The sequence below is a fragment of the Kosakonia sp. N21 genome (genome assembly GCF_050587465.1).
Taxonomy (GTDB): domain Bacteria; phylum Pseudomonadota; class Gammaproteobacteria; order Enterobacterales; family Enterobacteriaceae.
The window spans coordinates 1-17,742 of sequence record NZ_JBOBHR010000013.1; the positions used below are offsets into that span (position 1 = coordinate 1).

At 55.7% G+C, this 17,742-nt stretch carries 15 protein-coding genes; 4 read left to right on the top strand and 11 right to left on the bottom strand.

Going from position 1 to position 17,742, the window contains the following annotated elements; translation table 11 throughout:
• Positions 1-76: 76 nt before the first annotated feature.
• The 6 genes from tal to pdxA all read right to left on the bottom strand — a co-directional run bounded on the left by tal (position 77) and on the right by pdxA (position 5,742).
• Positions 77-1,027: a transaldolase gene (gene tal, locus ACQ3G7_RS22660; RefSeq protein WP_430892316.1), complete on the bottom strand. Its 951-nt coding sequence runs from the start codon at positions 1,025-1,027 to the stop codon at positions 77-79.
• A gap of 11 nt (positions 1,028-1,038) precedes the next feature.
• Positions 1,039-1,497 carry a ribose 5-phosphate isomerase B gene (gene rpiB, locus ACQ3G7_RS22665; protein WP_088236504.1) on the bottom strand — a complete coding sequence of 153 codons (459 nt, stop codon included), beginning with the start codon at positions 1,495-1,497 and terminating at the stop codon, positions 1,039-1,041.
• A gap of 15 nt (positions 1,498-1,512) precedes the next feature.
• Positions 1,513-1,881: a PTS glucitol/sorbitol transporter subunit IIA gene (locus tag ACQ3G7_RS22670; protein ID WP_430892318.1), complete on the bottom strand. Its 369-nt coding sequence runs from the start codon at positions 1,879-1,881 to the stop codon at positions 1,513-1,515.
• Positions 1,882-2,901 carry a 2-keto-3-deoxygluconate permease gene (locus tag ACQ3G7_RS22675; RefSeq protein ID WP_430892320.1) on the bottom strand — a complete coding sequence of 340 codons (1,020 nt, stop codon included), beginning with the start codon at positions 2,899-2,901 and terminating at the stop codon, positions 1,882-1,884.
• An 86-nt stretch (positions 2,902-2,987) separates the two neighbouring features.
• Positions 2,988-4,706, bottom strand: coding sequence for a four-carbon acid sugar kinase family protein (locus ACQ3G7_RS22680; RefSeq protein WP_430892322.1), 1,719 nt, complete (start codon positions 4,704-4,706; stop codon positions 2,988-2,990).
• 28 nt (positions 4,707-4,734) lie between these two features.
• The gene (gene pdxA, locus ACQ3G7_RS22685; RefSeq protein ID WP_088236508.1) at positions 4,735-5,742 is read right to left on the bottom strand and encodes a 4-hydroxythreonine-4-phosphate dehydrogenase PdxA; all 1,008 of its coding nucleotides are present in this window, start codon (positions 5,740-5,742) and stop codon (positions 4,735-4,737) included.
• Between the two features lie 245 nt (positions 5,743-5,987).
• On the opposite strand from pdxA, the gene ACQ3G7_RS22690 reads away from it, so the two are divergent.
• Together ACQ3G7_RS22690 and ACQ3G7_RS22695 are read left to right on the top strand one after the other, a co-directional pair.
• A complete protein-coding gene (locus tag ACQ3G7_RS22690) occupies positions 5,988-6,782 on the top strand; it encodes a triose-phosphate isomerase (protein WP_430892324.1) in 795 nt (264 codons plus the stop codon).
• A gap of 35 nt (positions 6,783-6,817) precedes the next feature.
• Entirely contained in the window at positions 6,818-7,780 is a 963-nt protein-coding gene (locus ACQ3G7_RS22695) for a sugar-binding transcriptional regulator (RefSeq protein WP_430892326.1), read from the top strand.
• Between the two features lie 39 nt (positions 7,781-7,819).
• Here the strand turns inward: ACQ3G7_RS22695 and cobB are convergent, their stop codons facing one another.
• The 5 genes from cobB to lolC are packed head-to-tail and all read right to left on the bottom strand — an operon-like array spanning position 7,820 to position 12,742.
• On the bottom strand, positions 7,820-8,641 hold the full coding sequence (cobB, locus tag ACQ3G7_RS22700) for a Sir2 family NAD+-dependent deacetylase (RefSeq protein ID WP_263097103.1): 822 nt from the start codon (positions 8,639-8,641) through the stop codon (positions 7,820-7,822).
• A 9-nt stretch (positions 8,642-8,650) separates the two neighbouring features.
• Positions 8,651-9,568 carry an N-acetylglucosamine kinase gene (gene nagK, locus ACQ3G7_RS22705; protein WP_430892328.1) on the bottom strand — a complete coding sequence of 306 codons (918 nt, stop codon included), beginning with the start codon at positions 9,566-9,568 and terminating at the stop codon, positions 8,651-8,653.
• 36 nt (positions 9,569-9,604) lie between these two features.
• A complete protein-coding gene (gene lolE / locus ACQ3G7_RS22710; RefSeq protein WP_430892330.1) occupies positions 9,605-10,849 on the bottom strand; it encodes a lipoprotein-releasing ABC transporter permease subunit LolE in 1,245 nt (414 codons plus the stop codon).
• Positions 10,849-11,550: a lipoprotein-releasing ABC transporter ATP-binding protein LolD gene (lolD, locus tag ACQ3G7_RS22715; RefSeq protein WP_430892332.1), complete on the bottom strand. Its 702-nt coding sequence runs from the start codon at positions 11,548-11,550 to the stop codon at positions 10,849-10,851. Before lolD ends, lolE begins: the two co-directional genes overlap by 1 nt.
• Complete coding sequence (gene lolC / locus ACQ3G7_RS22720; RefSeq protein ID WP_263097107.1) at positions 11,543-12,742, bottom strand: lipoprotein-releasing ABC transporter permease subunit LolC; 1,200 nt, start codon at positions 12,740-12,742, stop codon at positions 11,543-11,545. Before lolC ends, lolD begins: the two co-directional genes overlap by 8 nt.
• A gap of 289 nt (positions 12,743-13,031) precedes the next feature.
• Here lolC and ACQ3G7_RS22725 point away from each other — a divergent pair, with 289 nt between their 5' ends.
• Together ACQ3G7_RS22725 and mfd are read left to right on the top strand one after the other, a co-directional pair.
• Positions 13,032-14,105 carry an acyltransferase family protein gene (locus ACQ3G7_RS22725; RefSeq protein ID WP_430892334.1) on the top strand — a complete coding sequence of 358 codons (1,074 nt, stop codon included), beginning with the start codon at positions 13,032-13,034 and terminating at the stop codon, positions 14,103-14,105.
• A gap of 112 nt (positions 14,106-14,217) precedes the next feature.
• A complete protein-coding gene (mfd, locus tag ACQ3G7_RS22730) occupies positions 14,218-17,664 on the top strand; it encodes a transcription-repair coupling factor (protein ID WP_430892336.1) in 3,447 nt (1,148 codons plus the stop codon).
• The last annotated feature ends 78 nt before the right edge of the window (positions 17,665-17,742 follow it).

A 17,742-nucleotide genomic window follows, 5' to 3' on the forward strand; every position in this document is an offset into this window, starting at 1 on the left:
CGAAAGCGCGCGCAGGGCATTGGCGCAAATGCGCCGTTGTAGGTTTGCTGTGTTCATCTTTTTTCCTTGCGGCGGTTCAGAGCATCTGGCGGATCATCTCTTCCAGCTTCAACTGGTCAGCCGTAAACAAGCGGATCCCTTCGGCCAGTTTTTCAACCGCCATCGCATCCTGATGATGCTGCCAGAGAAACTCAGACTGGGTCATTGGGCTGGGGCGGGTTTCGCTGACGCAACCCGGATGAAGCTGCCGGGTCAGCGGCGCATCACACACCGCCAGCGCATCCAGCAGTGCCGGAGAGATGGTCAGACGGTCGCAGCCCGCTAATGCCTGAATCTGTTCTATCCGCCGGAAACTGGCGCCCATCACCACAGTGTCGTAGCCGTGGGCTTTATAGTACTGGTAGATGTCGCGTACCGATTTCACCCCGGCGTCGTTCTCTGCGCTGTACGGAGATTGCGGGGCGTTTTTCTGATACCAGTCGTAAATACGTCCCACAAACGGTGAAATCAGGAACACCCCGGCTTCTGCGCAAGCCCGTGCCTGGGCGAAAGAGAACAGCAGCGTCAGGTTGCAGTTAATGCCGCTTTGCTCCAGCTCTTCAGCCGCGCGGATCCCCTCCCAGGTTGCCGCCAGCTTGATCAGGATGCGCGATGGCGCGATCCCGTTTTCCTGGTACAACTGAATCAGTTTACGTGCGCGGGTGACACACATCCCGCGATCCCAGGCAAAACGGGCGTCCACTTCGGTGGAAATACGCCCCGGCACATGGCGCAGCACTTCCGTGCCGATATCCACAGCGACTTGATCACAGGCATTGATCAACTGCGTTTCGGCACTGCCGCCCTGACGGCGTGCTTTGCCCACCGCATCGGCAATCAGCGCCTGATACTGCGGCAGCTGCGCGGCTTTCAGCACCAGTGACGGGTTGGTAGTGGCATCCTGCGGGGCAAATTTTTTAATCGAATCAATATCGCCGGTATCGGCAACAACGACGGTCATCTCTTTTAACGCGCTTAATTGGTTCATCACAGGCTCCGTTAATCTCTGGCATGCTGATTCTGGTAATAGTCAATGCGCTCCACTTTTGCCGCAGAACCGCCCCCTTCGTACTCCGACTCCAGCCACGCCTGGATGATTTTTTTCCCCAGCTCGGCACCAATCACCCGCGCGCCCAGGGTGATGATTTGCGCATTATTGCTTTTACGCGCACGCTCGGCGGAGAAGGTGTCGTGGCATTGCGCCGCGCGCACGCCCGGCACTTTATTCGCCACAATGCTCATACCAATGCCGGTGCCGCAAATTAAAATGCCGCGATCGTGCTCTCCCTGTTTAATGGCCATCGCCACTTCATGGGCAACGTCAGGATAATAATTCGCGTCGGTTCGTTTATCGCTGCTGTAATCAACGACAGTGATACCCTGCTCTGCCAGATAATTGACGATAGCATCGCGAAACGCATAGGCCGCATCATCCGCACCAATGGCGATTGTTTTCATAACAGTGTCCTCAAATTATTCACGGTAAATACAAATCTGGTCCCCGGGGAGAATCATCTCTGGCGTCGGCCCACAGAGGTGGACCGTGCCGGGTAATTCGGCGTCAATCTCGCCATCAAAATTAAGGGTAATATGTCCAAGCTGTTTTAAATTTGCCGTTGCCACACTGCCAACGGCAGTAATACGATAAATAACAGAATTAAGGGTAACTTTCTGGCCGGGTAATAATACTGCGTTAAATTTACCCGGCCGGTGTATTGCACAATATTCAGCAATATCCGTCGGCACCGGTTCCGCAAAGAGAATTAATTTATGTTGCTGTAAATACTCTGCGACAAAATCACCGACCTGCGTGACCTCCAGTTGGTACAACGGCAATGACATTTATTTATTTCCTTTACTACTGACCTGCGACGAGAGCGGCAATGACTTCTCTTCAGCGGGTTTGATCACCTCCACCGCTGGCGCGCGCGCTTTCAATCGCTTATCAAACCAGGCCACCAGCACCGGAGCGGTCAGCATGGTGATGATACTGGCGGTCGCCAGTTGCGCCGTCGCCGCATCCACATAGACCGCCAACGACGGGTCCGCCTGTGCCACCATCGCCGGGGTTAATGCCGAGCTGGCCGCCGTGGTGCCCAGCGCGGCGCCAAGCGCCGTTTTCTTCTTCAGGAACAGGTTATAAAGGAAGTAGAAAATAATGCCGGTACAGGCAGAGATAAGGCCGAGCACAATACCCGATAACCCGGCGGTAAACACCGTGTTGATGCTGGAGTTCGCGCCGATGGCAAACGACATAATAATGATGATCAGCGGCTGGGCAGAGGCGCAAAGCTGTTTGAATCGCTCATCAAGGTTGCCCCACAGCATGCCGATTAACAGCGGGATCAACATCGACAACAGTGCGGCAAAAGGAATATTGGCCAGCCCGCTAACGCCAAGCACCATCATGGTGACGAAGGGGCCATCTTTCACGCAGAACACCGAAATCGCCCCGGCGTCGCTGGCATCGCCGTAATTACTGCACAGCGCAATATAGAGAGAGCTGTTCGAACTGGTCAGGCAGGCGACAAACGCCAGCGTAGAGATGCCGAGAAATCCGACCGGGCCAAACATCGATCCGACCAGCCAGACCGCCAGCGCCCCGGCCACACATTTAAGCAGCAGCAACACCGCCCCTTTGTACAAGGGTAGCCCGGCCTGGCGAATATTAATCGACGTTCCGCATATCAGCAGAAATATGCCCATCATGGCGCTGGAACCCACTTTAAATAACGCCGTAGTCGGGCCTCCGATGCTTAATACCTGAGGGGTAAATGTATTCAGCAAAATAGCCGCCACCAGGGGGATAATAATCAGCCCACCTGGCACCTTATTCATTTTGTCAAAAATATTAATATTCATAGGGTGTAACTCGCATACAGGATACAAGAGTGAATATTCACGACGCACTGCCCGAACGTTGTTCGCGTCGCATATTGTTATATTTGTTATTGCAGTGATTCTTTATAAATATGTTCAACAATGGTGCTGATAATATCTTCCGGTCCGGTTAAACCACCTTTGCCCACGCAAACCAGCCCCGCATACTCCCCGCCGATAATACGCACCATATCGGTTTGTGGAATAACATAGTCGATCATCTCAATGCCGGTAGCGCCCAATTCTTTCAGGACATTAACCATCGTATCGCCGCCGGTCATATAGATGCCTTTGATCTCCTCCGGCGCACAATTGAGGATCTCTTTGACGATGCTACCAAGACCCTTATTGATGTTTTCCGCCGCCTGACCGTGGTCAAGATTGAAACGTTGCTCCTCTTCCCGCAGATCCAGCAACCTGCCCGTTAACGCTGACTCAAAAACGAACAAGGCATTTTTATGCGTGGTGACGCACTGGTGCGCCTGGCGCACAATGCGGCTGATTTCAATTTCGGCGGCGTTTTGCCGATCGACAAGCAGTTCCGCGTCTACCGGGATATGGCATACGCGATCGTCGTGCGCAATTAAGTGCCCGAGCTGCTTTTTCGTCACAGGTGTTGCGCTTCCGGCCACAATCACCACCGAACCGCGCTGCGCACTGCGGGGCAGCGACGGCTGCGTCAGTCGTTTGTCTTCGCGCATTAACCCGCGATGCACCGCCAGCCGCTCAGTAAACGGCCCCGGGTCGACAGCCAGCACATTCCAGTTCAGCGTGACCACGGCGCGGGCAATCGCATCCACGTCATCCAGCGTAATGGCATCCACCACGATCACACGCACGCCTTCCTGCTGCCGTGCCTGCAATTGCTGCTGGATTTGTGCATCTCCCTGCATCACCTGCGCCAGAGCAATATGGCCGACATGGTGCTGCGTTTGATTAGCCAGTAACCCCGGCACCCAGGACTCGGTCACTGGTGTGCGGACATCGCGCGCCACATCGGTACAGGAGAGCGCTACCGAATCAATCACCGAATATCCGCCGACCAGAATGCGCCGGGACTGCGGCATGGCGGGGACCACAACGGCCACCGTTTCCTGCGGCAACAGCGCCAGCATGGCGTCAATCTCATAGCCAATACCGCCGCGCAACGTGGTATCGATGCGTTTGGTAAAGTAGTGCGCGCCGCGCGATTTAAGCTGTTGTACCGCGGCGCTGACGCGCTGCTGGGCTTCGGCTTTCGGTAACGGACGGCTGTCGCTGCTGACCACCATCGCCGGGTAATCCACTTCGTTGCGGGCGAACGACTCGGTGTCGAAAAATGCCGCCGTTTTCAGCCCACTGCGCGCCAGCAGCACACCGACGGTGGTTGCACCGGTCAAATCGTCGGCGACGATCCCCAGTTTTCCCCCCTCTCCCGCCGGGTAGACCCGTTCAATGCACGCTGGCGTCACGCCGGAGACATAGATCTCTTCGTGGATATACTCAGCCAGCGGGCCGCTCTTGCCGGTGTGGTGCAGGTTAATGGTCGGAATACCGCGTTTCGGATACAGCCCGCAGCGCAGCGTGCCGCCGCAGTCGATCACCATCACGCCGATCTCATTTTCCGCCGGTTCGCCATGTTTGAAGACATCCACCGACGGCCAGCCCGTGAGTTCGCACAGCCGGTCAACGACAGGGGGGCGAATGCCCCCGGTGATATAGGCGATTTTTTTCGGCTGGGCGAGCGAAATTTTCAGCGGCCCGCCCCAGCCTTTACTGCCTTTGCTAATTAACAGATAGTTTTCCATTCTCTGTCCCCAGGTCATGCTCAGCGTGTTAGTGCTGCTTCATTTTCCAGTAGCGCGCGGCGACCACCGTAGACTCCAGCATGCTCACCGTGCCTGCTTTGCCGGTACCGGCAATGTCGAACGCCGTACCGTGATCGACCGAGCTGCGCATAAACGGCAGGCCGAAGGTAATGGTGATCGAACGTTCAAAATCGAGGGTTTTACAGGCGATATGCCCCTGGTCGTGATACAGCGACAGGATGGCGTCGTAGTTGCCGAGTTTGCCGAGATGGAAAACGGAGTCCGCCGGGACCGGACCAATGGCGTTGATCCCTTCCGCCTGCGCGGCTTTCACCGCCGGGATCAGATTATCGGCTTCTTCATGACCAAACAGACCGTTGTCGGAACCGTGTGGGTTAAGCGCCGCGACCGCAATGCGCGGGTTCTTAATGTTGAGCGCCGTGAACTCGTGGTTGATCTGCTGTACACAGGCCAGTACGCGCTCTTTGTTGGCGTAGTCACAGGCATCTTTCAGCGCCATGTGGCGGCTGACAAAGAACACGCGCAGGTTATGCACATGGAACATCGTCAAACCGTAATCGGAACGCGTTTCGACCTGGTAAATTTCCGTGTGGCCAGGCAACTTACAGCCTGCCAGTTTGATGGCTTCTTTGTGGATGGGCGCTGTGGAGACGACATCAATCAGCCCCGCCATCCCCAGTTCGATGGATTTCATAACATAATCCAGCGACATTTTTCCCGCCAGTTGCTGGACTTTACCCCAGACAATGCTGTCGCAGTCATAGTCGCCAGTTTCCAGCACATCCAGCGTACCCCAGCTGTATTTCGCCTGATCCGGATGGGTGATTTTATTGATCGGGAAATTGCACCCCTGGATTTTCATCGCCCGCTGAATGATAGGGATGGAGCCAATCAGGAATGGCTTGCACTCGTCATACACACTTTTGTCCATCAACGTCGCTACGGTGATTTCCGGACCAATCCCGGCGGGATCGCCAATGGTGACAGCTACAACGGGTTTTTTATCTACAGACATCGTCGGACCTCTCGGTAATGGAACGCTACTCGTTCATATGTTCACTTGTAAATCATATGAACATAACGTTAACCGATGTTTTTCCCACGATGAGTGATGGAGATCACATAAAATTTCGTGACCCATTTTTGATCGCAAAAATGTGATCTAACATATGTTCATGCAATGAATAAATGTTCAAATTAAGCAAACCGATGCATAACACATTGCACAGGTCTTTGATTAGCAAGGAAATGGAGTTAAAGATGAAAAGCCTGATGATTGGCACAAGCTGGAAAATGAATAAACCGTTGTCGGAAGCGATGGCCTACTGCGAGGCGCTCGCCACCCATTTACCACCGGTGATGCACCCGTCCATTCAGCCCTTCTTCATTCCCCCGTTTACCGCTATCCAACCGGTAAGTGACTTCTTTCGCATGCATACGTTGCCGTGCCTGACCGGTGCGCAAAATATGCATCAGCAAGAAGCCGGTGCGTGGACCGGCGAGATCTCCGCCAGCATGATTGCTGAAACCGGCGCCACGCTGGTGGAGATGGGGCACTCTGAACGACGCGGCGCGTTCAATGAAACCGATGCCGCCATCAACGCCAAAGTCCATACTGCGCTGCGCCACGGCCTGCGTCCGCTGGTTTGCATTGGTGACAGCGCCGATGAGAAACGCTGGGGTGTCTCCATTGAAACCGTGACGCGGCAGATGAAAATCGCGCTGTATGGCCTGAGCGCCACGCAAGCGCAGCAAACGCTCATCGCCTATGAACCGATCTGGGCGATTGGCGAACAGGGCGTTCCGGCCACGCCAGAACAGGCTGCGGAGATCCACCAGGCGCTGCGCACGGCGCTCTGTGCGCTGTACGGCGAAGAGCATGGGCATAAGATCCCGTTACTGTATGGCGGCAGCGTCAATCTGCAAAATTGCGCGGAACTGGCGGCGCAGCCCAATATTGACGGTTTGTTTATTGGCCGGGCCGCATGGGATGCCGCCGGGTATTGCGCAATTGTGCAACGCGTAGTGCAGGATTTTATCGCCAAAGCGCAGTAGTATTAAGGAGATATCGGCAATGGAAAAACAATGCGATGGCTGAACAAGACTCTGATTACGAACTTCTGACGGAAATAGCCGTCGCGTATTACGAGCAGGAACAGACCCAGGAAGAAATTGCCCAGCGGTTTGGCATCTCGCGTATTAAAGTCGGCAGGCTGCTGAAAAAAGCCCGCCACAAGGGGATCGTTGAAATCAACGTTAAATATCACCCGGTCTTTAGTTCGCAGATTGAACAACAGTTCATTCAAAATTTTGGTATCAAACGGGCGTTAATCGCCCTTGATCATCATGATGAGGATGAGCAGCGCCAGCAAGTGGCGGCACTGGTCAGCAACTATCTTGCCACCATTCTGAAAAACGACATGACCGTCACCGTCGGCCAGGGGCGTAATGTGGCGGCAGTGGCCAATCACGTGGGTATTTTCCCGGAGCGTTCCTGCCGCTTTATTTGCGGTATCGGCGGTACCAAGCGCGATGGTCAGCTTATCGACGCCGACCATATCAGCCGTAATCTGGCGCGTAAATTCAACGGGTTTAGTGAAACGCTGTATGCGCCGGCCTATGTGGAAACCCCGGCATTGCGCGAGGCGTTTATCCAGAACCGCCTGATCAAAGCCACCCTCGAGCAGGCGAGCAAGGCAGACATTGCGCTGATTGGTCTCGGGGATATGAACGAAAACAGCTTTATGGTGCAACTGGGGTGGTTTACGCCGCAGGAGATCATTACCGCCCGTCAGGAACAGGGCGTGGTGGGTGACCTGGCCGGTTACAGCTTTTTCAACATTCAGGGAACCCCGGTCGACACGGTGATGAACGATCGGGTGATTGGCCTGAGTCTGGAGCAGCTACGCACGATTCCTTGCGTTATCGCGATTGCATCGGAAAGCACCAAAGCAACGGCTATTCTCGGCGCGCTGCGCACCGGGGTGATCGATGTGCTGGCCACCAGTGCCTCCAACGCCCGCACGGTGATCAATCTGCAAAAAGCGCTGTAAACCGCCCTCCTCTCCCGCCGGAGAGGAGCGGTTTTCGCATTACAGCTTTTTCAGCAGTTTTTCGACGTACTCCGGCACCACCACGCTTGCCAGCCCGTAATGTTTCTCTTCGAACTCGCTGCCCACCTGGCTCGGTTCGAGGTTCAGCTCAACGGTGTGCGCGCCATGCAGTTTTGCTTCGTGAACAAACCCGGCGGCAGGATAGACATGGCCGGACGTGCCGATAGCAATAAAGACATCTGCCATTGCCAGCGCGCTGTAGATCTCATCCATGCCCAGCGGCATCTCGCCAAACCACACTACGTGCGGGCGCAGCGGCGCGGGGAACTGGCAACAGTGGCATTTGTCGTCACGGGTAACATCATCGGTCCACTTCAGCACCTGCCCGCTCTGGGAACAGCGCACTTTCAACAGCTCGCCGTGCATATGGATGATGTGTTTATTTCCGGCGCGCTCATGCAGGTTGTCGATATTTTGCGTGATCAGTAAAAAGCGATCCCCCAATGCCTGCTCCAGTTCGGCCAGCGCCAGATGCGCGGCGTTGGGCACAATTTCCGGCTGCTGGAGCTGGCGGCGGCGATCGTTATAAAAGGTTTGCACCAGTTGCGGGTTACGGGCAAAGCCTTCCGGCGTCGCCACATCTTCGACATGATGTTCTTCCCACAACCCATCTGCCGCACGGAAGGTGCGGATCCCGGACTCGGCGGAGATACCCGCCCCGGTCAATACGACGACTCTCGGTTTTTCCATCACTTCAGGCACCATTGTGTCACGGAAAAAAATGCGCTGGCGTAACCGCTCACGCAAGCGGCGTTTGTTACGGCGAAAACGGCTGAGACGATGTGAACGTCGCGATTGCATGGCATCCTCTCAGGACGGGTCAGTAAGATGAAGAAACGCCGCGCCGCGCATACCGCCTGCGTCGCCGTAGCGTGCGCATTCAATACGCGGCACCTCGCCCGCTGGCAGCAGATGCGGGCGGATACGCTCCGGCAGCAATTGCGTCAGCGCGCTGAAATTCGATAAACCACCGCCGATCACCAGCAGGTCCGGATCGATAATGGTCAGAATATTGCCCAGACACACCGCCAGCAAGTCGACATACCGTTCGACATGGGCCAGCGCTTTCGCCTCGCCCTGCTGCCAGCGGGTGATGATCTCCGGCGCGGACAATGACTGATGGTAGAAGTGTTTGTACAGCCATGCAAAACCACGGCCGGAAAGGTAGTTCTCAATACAGCCGATTTTGCCGCAGCCGCAGCGGGTAAGCGGAAAATCAAACCCCATCAGCCCCAGCGCATCGACGGGCAAACGGATATGACCAAACTCGCCAGTGATAAAACGATGCCCGGTCACGGTTTTGCCATTCACCACCAGTCCGCCGCCCACACCCGTGCCAAGGATCAGCCCCATCACCAGCGGATAGCGCCGGAATTCATCATCCCAGGCTTCAGAGAGAGTGAAACAGTTGGCATCGTTATCCAGCCGGACCTCGCGCTCCAGTAACGCGCTGAGATCGGTACGCAGCGGCTGACCGCTGGCGGCGGGAAGATTGGCGGCATACAGCGTACCGTCGGCGGTTTCCGGCATGCCGGGAATACCGATGCCGACCGTGCCTTTCACGCCGAAACGCGCATCCGCTTCCGCAACCAGCTCAGCAATGGCGCGCAGAAAAGACGTATAACTGTCATGGGGCGTGGCGACACGGGTTTCCCACTGTAAGCGTCGGTTGGCGTCAAAGACGCCTAACGCGATTTTACTGCCGCCAATATCAAATCCGTAATTCATCGCCACTCCTTCGTTGTGGCCCTGCTCACACCGGGATTACTGCCCGCTCAGCACTCTCGCCGGATCAATATTGCTCGCCCGGCGCGCCGGATACCAGCTCGCCAGCAGGCTTAATACCAACGCTGTCGCCAGAACGTACACCACATCCAGCGGATGAAGTTCCGACGGCAGGAAGTCGATAAAGTAGATATCGCCCGACAAGAACTGATGACCGATAATTTTCTCTATCACATTGATAATCGGTGTTAATTGTAGTGAAACCACCACGCCAATCACCACACCGCAAAGGCTGCCCAGCAACCCGGCCAGCAAACCGTACCAGACGAAAACGGCGCGAATAAGACCATCTTTCGCCCCGAGCGTACGCAGCACCGCAATATCGCCGCTCTTGTCTTTCACCGCCATTACCAGCGTGGAGACAATATTAAAACAGGCCACGCCAATCACCAGTACCATCGCCAGATACATAATGGCGCGGATCATCTGGATGTCGCGGTACATATAGCCATATTTGCCGATCCAGCTTTTGATATAAACATAGCTGTTGGTGACTTCGCCCGCGTCGCGCACCAGCTTATTGGCGTTGAAGACATCGTTGACTTTAATGTCGATGCCGGTAACGCTGCCGCCCATCTCCAGATATTGCTGCGCATCCACCATCGGGATCATCGCGAAACCGTGATCAAGCTGACCGCTGAGTTGCAGAATGCCGGTGACGTGCAGGCGCACGCGTTTGGGCTGCAACAGCTTATGCGCGTCGTCAGAGTTCGGGATCATGATGGAGACCCAGTCGCCCTGCTGCACTTTCAGCGCATCAGCCACGCCTTTCCCCAGAATGATTTGCTGCTCACCGGCTTTAAAATTGCGCCAGGCGTCGCCCTGGATATATTTCGGTAACGCGCTGAGGTCGGTTTCCTGCTGCGGATCAACGCCCTTGACCTGAATCGCGCGCAGGTTAGCGCCGCTTTCCACCAGCCCCGTAAAGTTGATATAGGGTGCCGCCGCCGCAATGCCCGGCACTTTTTTCACTTTTTCCAGCGCGGTATTCCAGTCGTTCCACGGCTGGTTCACCGGCTCGATCTCACCGTGCGGCACAACCGCCAGAATGCGGTTATTCAGTTCGCGTTCAAAACCGTTCATCGCGCTCAGACCGACGATCAGCACCGCCACGCCCAGCGCGATACCGACAGTGGAGATCACCGAAATCAACGAAACCATCCCACCGCGACGGCGTCCGCGGCTGAAACGTAAGGCAACCAATAACGACAGAGGCGAAGCCATTACTCGGCCCCCATCAGGGAGACTTCAGTGCTCAAGCGACCATCGCGCATTTCCAGTTGACGGTTCATGCGCTTCGCCAGCTGTAAATCATGCGTCACCACCAGAAACGCCGTACCCTGCGAACGGTTCAGCTCGCCAAGCAACTGGAAGATACTGTCGGCATTGCGGGCATCCAGGTTACCGGTCGGTTCATCCGCCAGCACCAGACGCGGGTTATTGACCAGCGCACGGGCTATCGCCACACGCTGGCGTTCGCCGCCGGAAAGCTCCGACGGGCGGTGAGTAGCGCGGTGCTCCAGACCCACTGCACGCAGCATTTCACGCGCGCGACTGTCGATCTCGGCCGGTTTCTTTTTACCAATCAGCAGCGGCATCGCCACGTTTTCCAGCGCAGTAAAATCCGGCAGCAGATGGTGGAACTGGTAGATAAAGCCCAGCTCGCGGTTACGCAGATCCGCCTTGGCGGTGGAAGAGAGTTTGCTCATCGGCTGATCGCGGAAAATCACATCGCCGGAGGTCGGCGTATCCAGCCCGCCGAGCAGGTGCAGCAGCGTACTTTTACCCGAACCGGAACTACCGACAATCGCCATCAGTTCCCCTTCCGCCATGCTGAAACTGACATTGTGCAGCACGTCGGTTTGCACACTGCCTTCCTGATAGCGTTTGCACAGGTTGTCGCATTGCAACAGGATCTTATTCATAACGTAAAGCCTCAGCGGGTTGAGTGGCGGCAGCGCGCCAGGAAGGATAAAGCGTAGAGAGCAGCGCAATGGCCATCGCCACCAGCGCAATCGTAACAACCTGCAGTGGCTCAATCGCTACGGGCAGTGCAGCGCCATCCAGCAGTGCGCCGATAATCGGCATCAAGTTATTCAACTGGCTGGCCAGCAGTGCGCCCAGCACCGCGCCGAGTAGCGCGCCGATGATGCCGGCGCTGGCCCCTTGCACCATAAATACCGCCATGATCTGGCGCGGCGTCAGGCCCTGCGTTTGTAAAATCGCCACCTCACCCTGTTTTTCCATCACCATCAGGCCAAGAGAAGTAATAATGTTAAACGCCGCGACCGCAACAATCAGGCTGAGCAGCAGCCCCATCATGTTTTTTTCCATGCGCACGGCCTGGAACAGCTCGCCTTTGCGATCGCGCCAGTCCTGCCACTTCGTCCCTTCTGGCAGCGACTGCTGGCTGAGCACATCCACTTTCAGCGGTTCGTTAAGCCACAACCGCCAGCCGGTAATGTTACCCGCCGGGTAACGCATCAGACGTGATGCATCCTCGATGTTGACCAGCATCTGGTACTCATCCACTTCGCTGTTTGCGGCGAACGTCCCGATGACCGTGAACAGACGCTGGCTTGGCAGACGCCCCATCGGCGTGAACTGGCTGGCGGAAGGCACCATCACGCGGATTTGATCGCCGCGGTTAACGCCTAACTGGCCCGCAAGTTGTTCGCCGAGAATGATGTTGTATTTGCCCGCTTGCAGGTCGCTCTGTTTCACGTTGACCAGGTAAGGCGTCAGCGGATCGTTTTGCGTCGGGTCAATGCCCATCATCACGCCGACCGCCACGCTGCGTGCGCTTTGGATCACCACATCGCCAGTGGTCAACGGCGCAGTACGGGTGACGCCCTGCAGTTTCAACTGGTTTGCGGGATGCTGTTGCGGATCAAGAGAGCCGTTTTGCGTAGAGAGGATCGCCTGTGGCATTAGCCCCAGGATGTTGTTTTGCAGCTCACGCTCAAAGCCATTCATTACTGATAACACCGTCACCAGCGCCATAACGCCAAGGGTGATGCCAATGGTTGACAGCCAGGAGACAAAGCGACCGAAGCGGTCTGCTGCGCGCCCACGCATATAGCGCAGACCTATGAAGAGTGTGACAGGCTGGTACATGAAATCCGTCTGATTGCTGATAGCAGATTGAGAAGTATATAAGCGAAAGCGCAGAGCGTAAATGAGTGAAACCGTAAGATTTCGTCACGAAGTTTCGAAAAAAAGCCGGAAAATCAAATTAATAATGGCTCGCAGTTTCCTGCAAAACAGCCATTGTTTGCCTGGCGCGCGACCAACGTCCCTCGCCTTAATCCGAAAATCAATAAATACAGACACTTCCCCATTACATCCCCTCCCCCCCTGCCCAGGATAAATAGCCGAAATTAAGGCAAAACAGGCAAGAAAACGAATGAAACAGAAAACATTATGGATTAATCAAATCAAAGGGTTATGTATTTGCCTGGTGGTAATATACCACTCAGTCATTACTTTTTACCCGCATCTTGACCTCTTTCAGCACCCCTGGTCCGAAACGCTGGCGAAATGTTGGATCTATTTCAACCTCTACCTCGCGCCATTTCGCATGCCGGTGTTCTTCTTTATCTCGGGTTACCTGATCCGTCGCTATATCGACGAGGTTCCATGGAAAGAGACCATCGACAAACGGATCTGGAGCATTGTGTATGTACTGGCGCTCTGGGGCGTGCTGCAATGGGTCGGACTTAGCCATATTAATGACTGGCTGGCGCCGGATCGCGACCTCAGTAACGCGTCGAATGCCGCGTACGCCGACAACTGGAGAGAGTTCTTACAGGGGATGCTCACCGCCAGCACCAGTCTGTGGTATCTGTACGCATTAATCGTCTATTTCACGCTTTGTAAGTTGTTAAGCAACTGGAAAATCCCCCTACTCACGTTGATGATCCTCGCCAGCCTCACCATTAATTATCTGCCGCTACCCTGGTGGGGGATGAACAGCGTGGTGCGCAATATGATCTTCTATACCCTCGGTGCCTGGTATGGCAACGCGGTCATGGAGTGGGTGAAAACCGTGGCGATACGTCGTTACGCACTGTTGTTCGCAGTCGCGCTGGTGGTGGCGTTTGGATTGTGGATGTTTAACATGCCATTGCCGCTTTGTTTGCTGTCGATTGTCGGCATCATGCGCCTGTTCCGGGAGCTGGAGCAGCGCTTCCCGCCGAGTGAAAACAGCCTGCTGAATGTGGTTGGCTCGAACACCATTGCGATTTACACCACCCACCGCATTCTGATTGAAGGCTTCAGCCTGGCGTTAATCAAACCGTTGAATGCCGGTGTCTGGCCGCCAACGATGGAACTGGCGCTATTGCTGATCTACCCTTTCGTCACATTACTGATTTGTACGCTGGCTGGACTGCTGGTGCGGAAAATCTCCACCGCACTGTTTGCTGATGTTTTTTTCACCCCACCGGCGAAGCTTCGCCCGGCCATTGCCACACGCTAAACCCACGCGTTCGCCTTGGCTAAAACAATGCAATCGCAGATAATAAAGGGATTGCGTATCAGTGATATGCCCCCATATGGGGGTATATCCATAAGGAACTCCGACACCTTCTATGCCTGAACAATACCGTTATTCTCTGCCGACAAAAGCAGGCGATCAGCGCCAGTTTGGCGAACTCACCGGTGCAGCCTGCGCCACCGAAGTGGCGGAAATCATTGAACGCCATGCGGGCCCGGTGGTGTTAATCGCACCCGATATGCAAAACGCATTGCGTTTGCAGGATGAGATTGGGCAATTTACCGACAATCTGGTGATGAACCTCGCGGACTGGGAAACGTTGCCGTACGACAGTTTCTCACCGCACCAGGAAATTATCTCTTCGCGCCTGTCGACCCTGTATCAACTGCCCGCCATGCAGCGCGGCGTGCTGATTGTACCGGTTAATACGTTAATGCAGCGCGTTTGCCCGCACAGCTACCTGCACGGCCACGCGCTGGTGATGCAAAAAGGCCAGCGTCTGTCACGCGACCAGTTGCGCACTCAGCTTGAAAGCGCGGGTTACCGCCACGTTGACCAGGTGATGGAACACGGCGAGTACGCCACCCGCGGCGCATTGCTGGATCTCTTCCCGATGGGCAGCGAGCAACCGTTCCGCCTCGACTTTTTCGATGATGAAATCGACAGTTTGCGTCTTTTCGACACCGATACACAGCGTACGCTGGAAGAAGTTGAAGCGATTAACTTATTGCCAGCGCATGAATTCCCGACAGACAAAACCGCGATTGAGCTGTTCCGCAGCCAGTGGCGCGACAAGTTTGACGTCAAACGCGATGCTGAACATATCTATCAGCAGGTCAGTAAGGGCACCCTGCCCGCGGGGATAGAATACTGGCAGCCCCTGTTTTTCAGTGAGCCATTGCAGCCGCTGTTCAGCTACTTCCCGGCCAACACATTGCTGGTGAATACCGGTTCACTGGAAGCCAGCGCCGAGCGTTTTCAGCAAGAGACGCAAGCGCGCTTCGAGAGCCGCGGTGTCGACCCGATGCGCCCGCTACTGCCGCCGGATGCCCTGTGGTTGCGCGTCGATGCGTTATTCAGCGAGCTGAATAAGTGGCCGCGTATCCAGCTTAAAAGTGAACAGCTGGCGAAGAAAGCCGCGCACGTTAACCTGGGTTACCAGACGTTGCCGGATCTCTCTGTGCAGGCGCAGCAAAAGTCCCCGCTGGACAACCTGCGCAAATTCCTTGAGTCCTTTAGCGGCCCGGTGGTGTTCTCGGTGGAAAGTGAAGGCCGCCGCGAAGCATTAATTGAACTGCTGGCGCGTATTAAGGTTGCGCCCAAACGGATCCTGCGTCTTGACGAAGCCACCAGCGCGGGTAGCTGGCTGATGATTGGCGCAGCCGAACATGGCTTTATCGATACGCTGCGCAACCGGGCGCTGATTTGCGAAAGCGATCTGCTGGGCGAGCGCGTTGCCCGCCGCCGTCAGGACACGCGTCGCACCATCAACCCGGACACGCTGATCCGCAACCTCGCCGAGCTGCACGATGGTCAGCCGGTGGTGCACCTGGAGCATGGCGTCGGGCGCTATGCCGGCATGACCACACTGGAAACGGGCGGCATCAAAAATGAGTACCTGATGCTGACCTACGCCAACGACGCCAAACTGTATGTTCCGGTGTCGTCGCTGCATCTGATCAGCCGTTACGCCGGTGGTGCGGAAGAGAACGCGCCGCTGCATAAACTGGGCAGCGATGCCTGGTCGCGGGCGCGGCAAAAAGCGGCGGAAAAAGTGCGTGACGTGGCGGCAGAGCTGCTGGACATCTACGCCCAGCGCGCGGCTAAGGCGGGGTTTGCCTTTAAACACGATCGCGAACAGTATCAGCTATTCTGCGATGGTTTCCCGTTTGAAACCACGCCGGATCAGGCGCAGGCCATCAACGCGGTGCTCAGCGATATGTGCCAGCCGCTGGCGATGGACCGTCTGGTGTGCGGTGATGTGGGCTTCGGTAAAACCGAAGTGGCAATGCGCGCAGCATTTCTCGCGGTGGAAAACAATAAACAGGTGGCCGTACTGGTGCCAACCACCCTGCTCGCTCAGCAGCATTTTGATAATTTCCGCGACCGTTTCGCTAACTGGCCGGTACGCATTGAGATGCTTTCCCGTTTCCGCAGCGCCAAAGAGCAGGCGCAGGTGCTGGAACAGGCCGCTGAAGGCAAAATAGATATCCTGATTGGCACGCACAAACTGCTGCAAAGCGACGTCAAACTGAAAGATCTCGGCTTGTTGATCGTCGATGAGGAGCACCGCTTTGGCGTGCGTCATAAAGAGCGCATCAAAGCGATGCGTGCCGATGTCGACATCCTGACCCTGACGGCAACGCCAATCCCACGTACGCTCAATATGGCAATGAGCGGGATGCGCGATCTGTCGATTATCGCCACCCCACCGGCGCGCCGGCTGGCGGTGAAAACCTTTGTACGCGAGTACGACAGCCTAGTGGTGCGCGAGGCGATCCTACGTGAAGTACTGCGCGGCGGCCAGGTCTATTATCTGTATAACGACGTGGAAAATATCCAGAAAGCGGCAGACAGGCTGGCGGAACTGGTACCGGAAGCGCGTATTGCTATCGGCCACGGGCAGATGCGTGAACGCGAACTGGAACGGGTGATGAATGACTTCCACCATCAGCGTTTTAACGTACTGGTGTGCACCACCATTATTGAAACCGGGATCGATATTCCGACCGCCAACACCATCATTATTGAGCGGGCTGACCACTTCGGGCTGGCGCAGTTACATCAGTTACGCGGTCGTGTGGGGCGTTCGCATCATCAGGCCTATGCCTGGTTGTTAACTCCGCATCCGAAAGCGATGACGACAGACGCGCAAAAACGCCTGGAAGCCATCGCTTCGCTGGAAGATTTGGGTGCTGGTTTTGCGCTGGCGACCCACGACCTGGAGATCCGTGGCGCCGGAGAACTGCTGGGTGAGGATCAGAGCGGTCAGATGGAAACCATTGGTTTCTCGCTCTATATGGAGCTGCTGGAAAACGCCGTTGATGCATTAAAGGCGGGGCGCGAACCCTCGCTGGAAGATCTCACCAACCAGCAAACGGAGGTGGAATTGCGCATGCCTTCGCTGCTGCCGGATGACTTTATCCCGGATGTGAACACACGTTTGTCCTTCTATAAACGTATTGCCAGTGCAAAAGACGACAATGCGCTGGAAGAGATCAAAGTCGAGCTGATTGACCGCTTTGGCCTGCTGCCGGATGCAGCGCGGACATTGCTGGACATCGCCCTGCTGCGCCAGCAGGCGCAGAAGCTTGGCATCCGTAAGCTGGAGGGTAACGAAAAAGGCGGTGTGATTGAGTTCAACGAAAAAAATCACGTCAACCCGACCTGGCTGATTGGTTTATTGCAGAAGCAGCCGCAACACTTCCGCCTTGATGGCCCAACGCGGCTGAAATTCATGCAGGATCTGGGTGAACGCAAAACCCGCATGAACTGGGTGCGTAACTTTATGCAGCAGTTAGCCGAAAACGCCGTTGCCTGACAATCATTACGCAACCGGGCCATCAGGCCCGGTTTGTGTTTAAAACGCAACATTTACAAATATTTTGCACTACGCCAG

Bases quoted from the DNA above. Each gene is read 5' to 3' on its own strand.
- lolC (WP_263097107.1), bottom strand. From the start codon at position 12,742: ATGTACCAGCCTGTCACACTCTTCATAGGTCTGCGCTATATGCGTGGG.
- mfd (WP_430892336.1), top strand. From the start codon at position 14,218: ATGCCTGAACAATACCGTTATTCTCTGCCGACAAAAGCAGGCGATCAG.
- ACQ3G7_RS22680 (WP_430892322.1), bottom strand. From the start codon at position 4,706: ATGGAAAACTATCTGTTAATTAGCAAAGGCAGTAAAGGCTGGGGCGGG.
- tal (WP_430892316.1), bottom strand. From the start codon at position 1,027: ATGAACCAATTAAGCGCGTTAAAAGAGATGACCGTCGTTGTTGCCGAT.
- cobB (WP_263097103.1), bottom strand. From the start codon at position 8,641: ATGCAATCGCGACGTTCACATCGTCTCAGCCGTTTTCGCCGTAACAAA.
- lolD (WP_430892332.1), bottom strand. From the start codon at position 11,550: ATGAATAAGATCCTGTTGCAATGCGACAACCTGTGCAAACGCTATCAG.
- ACQ3G7_RS22675 (WP_430892320.1), bottom strand. From the start codon at position 2,901: ATGAATATTAATATTTTTGACAAAATGAATAAGGTGCCAGGTGGGCTG.
- pdxA (WP_088236508.1), bottom strand. From the start codon at position 5,742: ATGTCTGTAGATAAAAAACCCGTTGTAGCTGTCACCATTGGCGATCCC.
- rpiB (WP_088236504.1), bottom strand. From the start codon at position 1,497: ATGAAAACAATCGCCATTGGTGCGGATGATGCGGCCTATGCGTTTCGC.
- ACQ3G7_RS22690 (WP_430892324.1), top strand. From the start codon at position 5,988: ATGAAAAGCCTGATGATTGGCACAAGCTGGAAAATGAATAAACCGTTG.
- ACQ3G7_RS22695 (WP_430892326.1), top strand. From the start codon at position 6,818: ATGGCTGAACAAGACTCTGATTACGAACTTCTGACGGAAATAGCCGTC.
- ACQ3G7_RS22670 (WP_430892318.1), bottom strand. From the start codon at position 1,881: ATGTCATTGCCGTTGTACCAACTGGAGGTCACGCAGGTCGGTGATTTT.
- lolE (WP_430892330.1), bottom strand. From the start codon at position 10,849: ATGGCTTCGCCTCTGTCGTTATTGGTTGCCTTACGTTTCAGCCGCGGA.
- ACQ3G7_RS22725 (WP_430892334.1), top strand. From the start codon at position 13,032: ATGAAACAGAAAACATTATGGATTAATCAAATCAAAGGGTTATGTATT.
- nagK (WP_430892328.1), bottom strand. From the start codon at position 9,568: ATGAATTACGGATTTGATATTGGCGGCAGTAAAATCGCGTTAGGCGTC.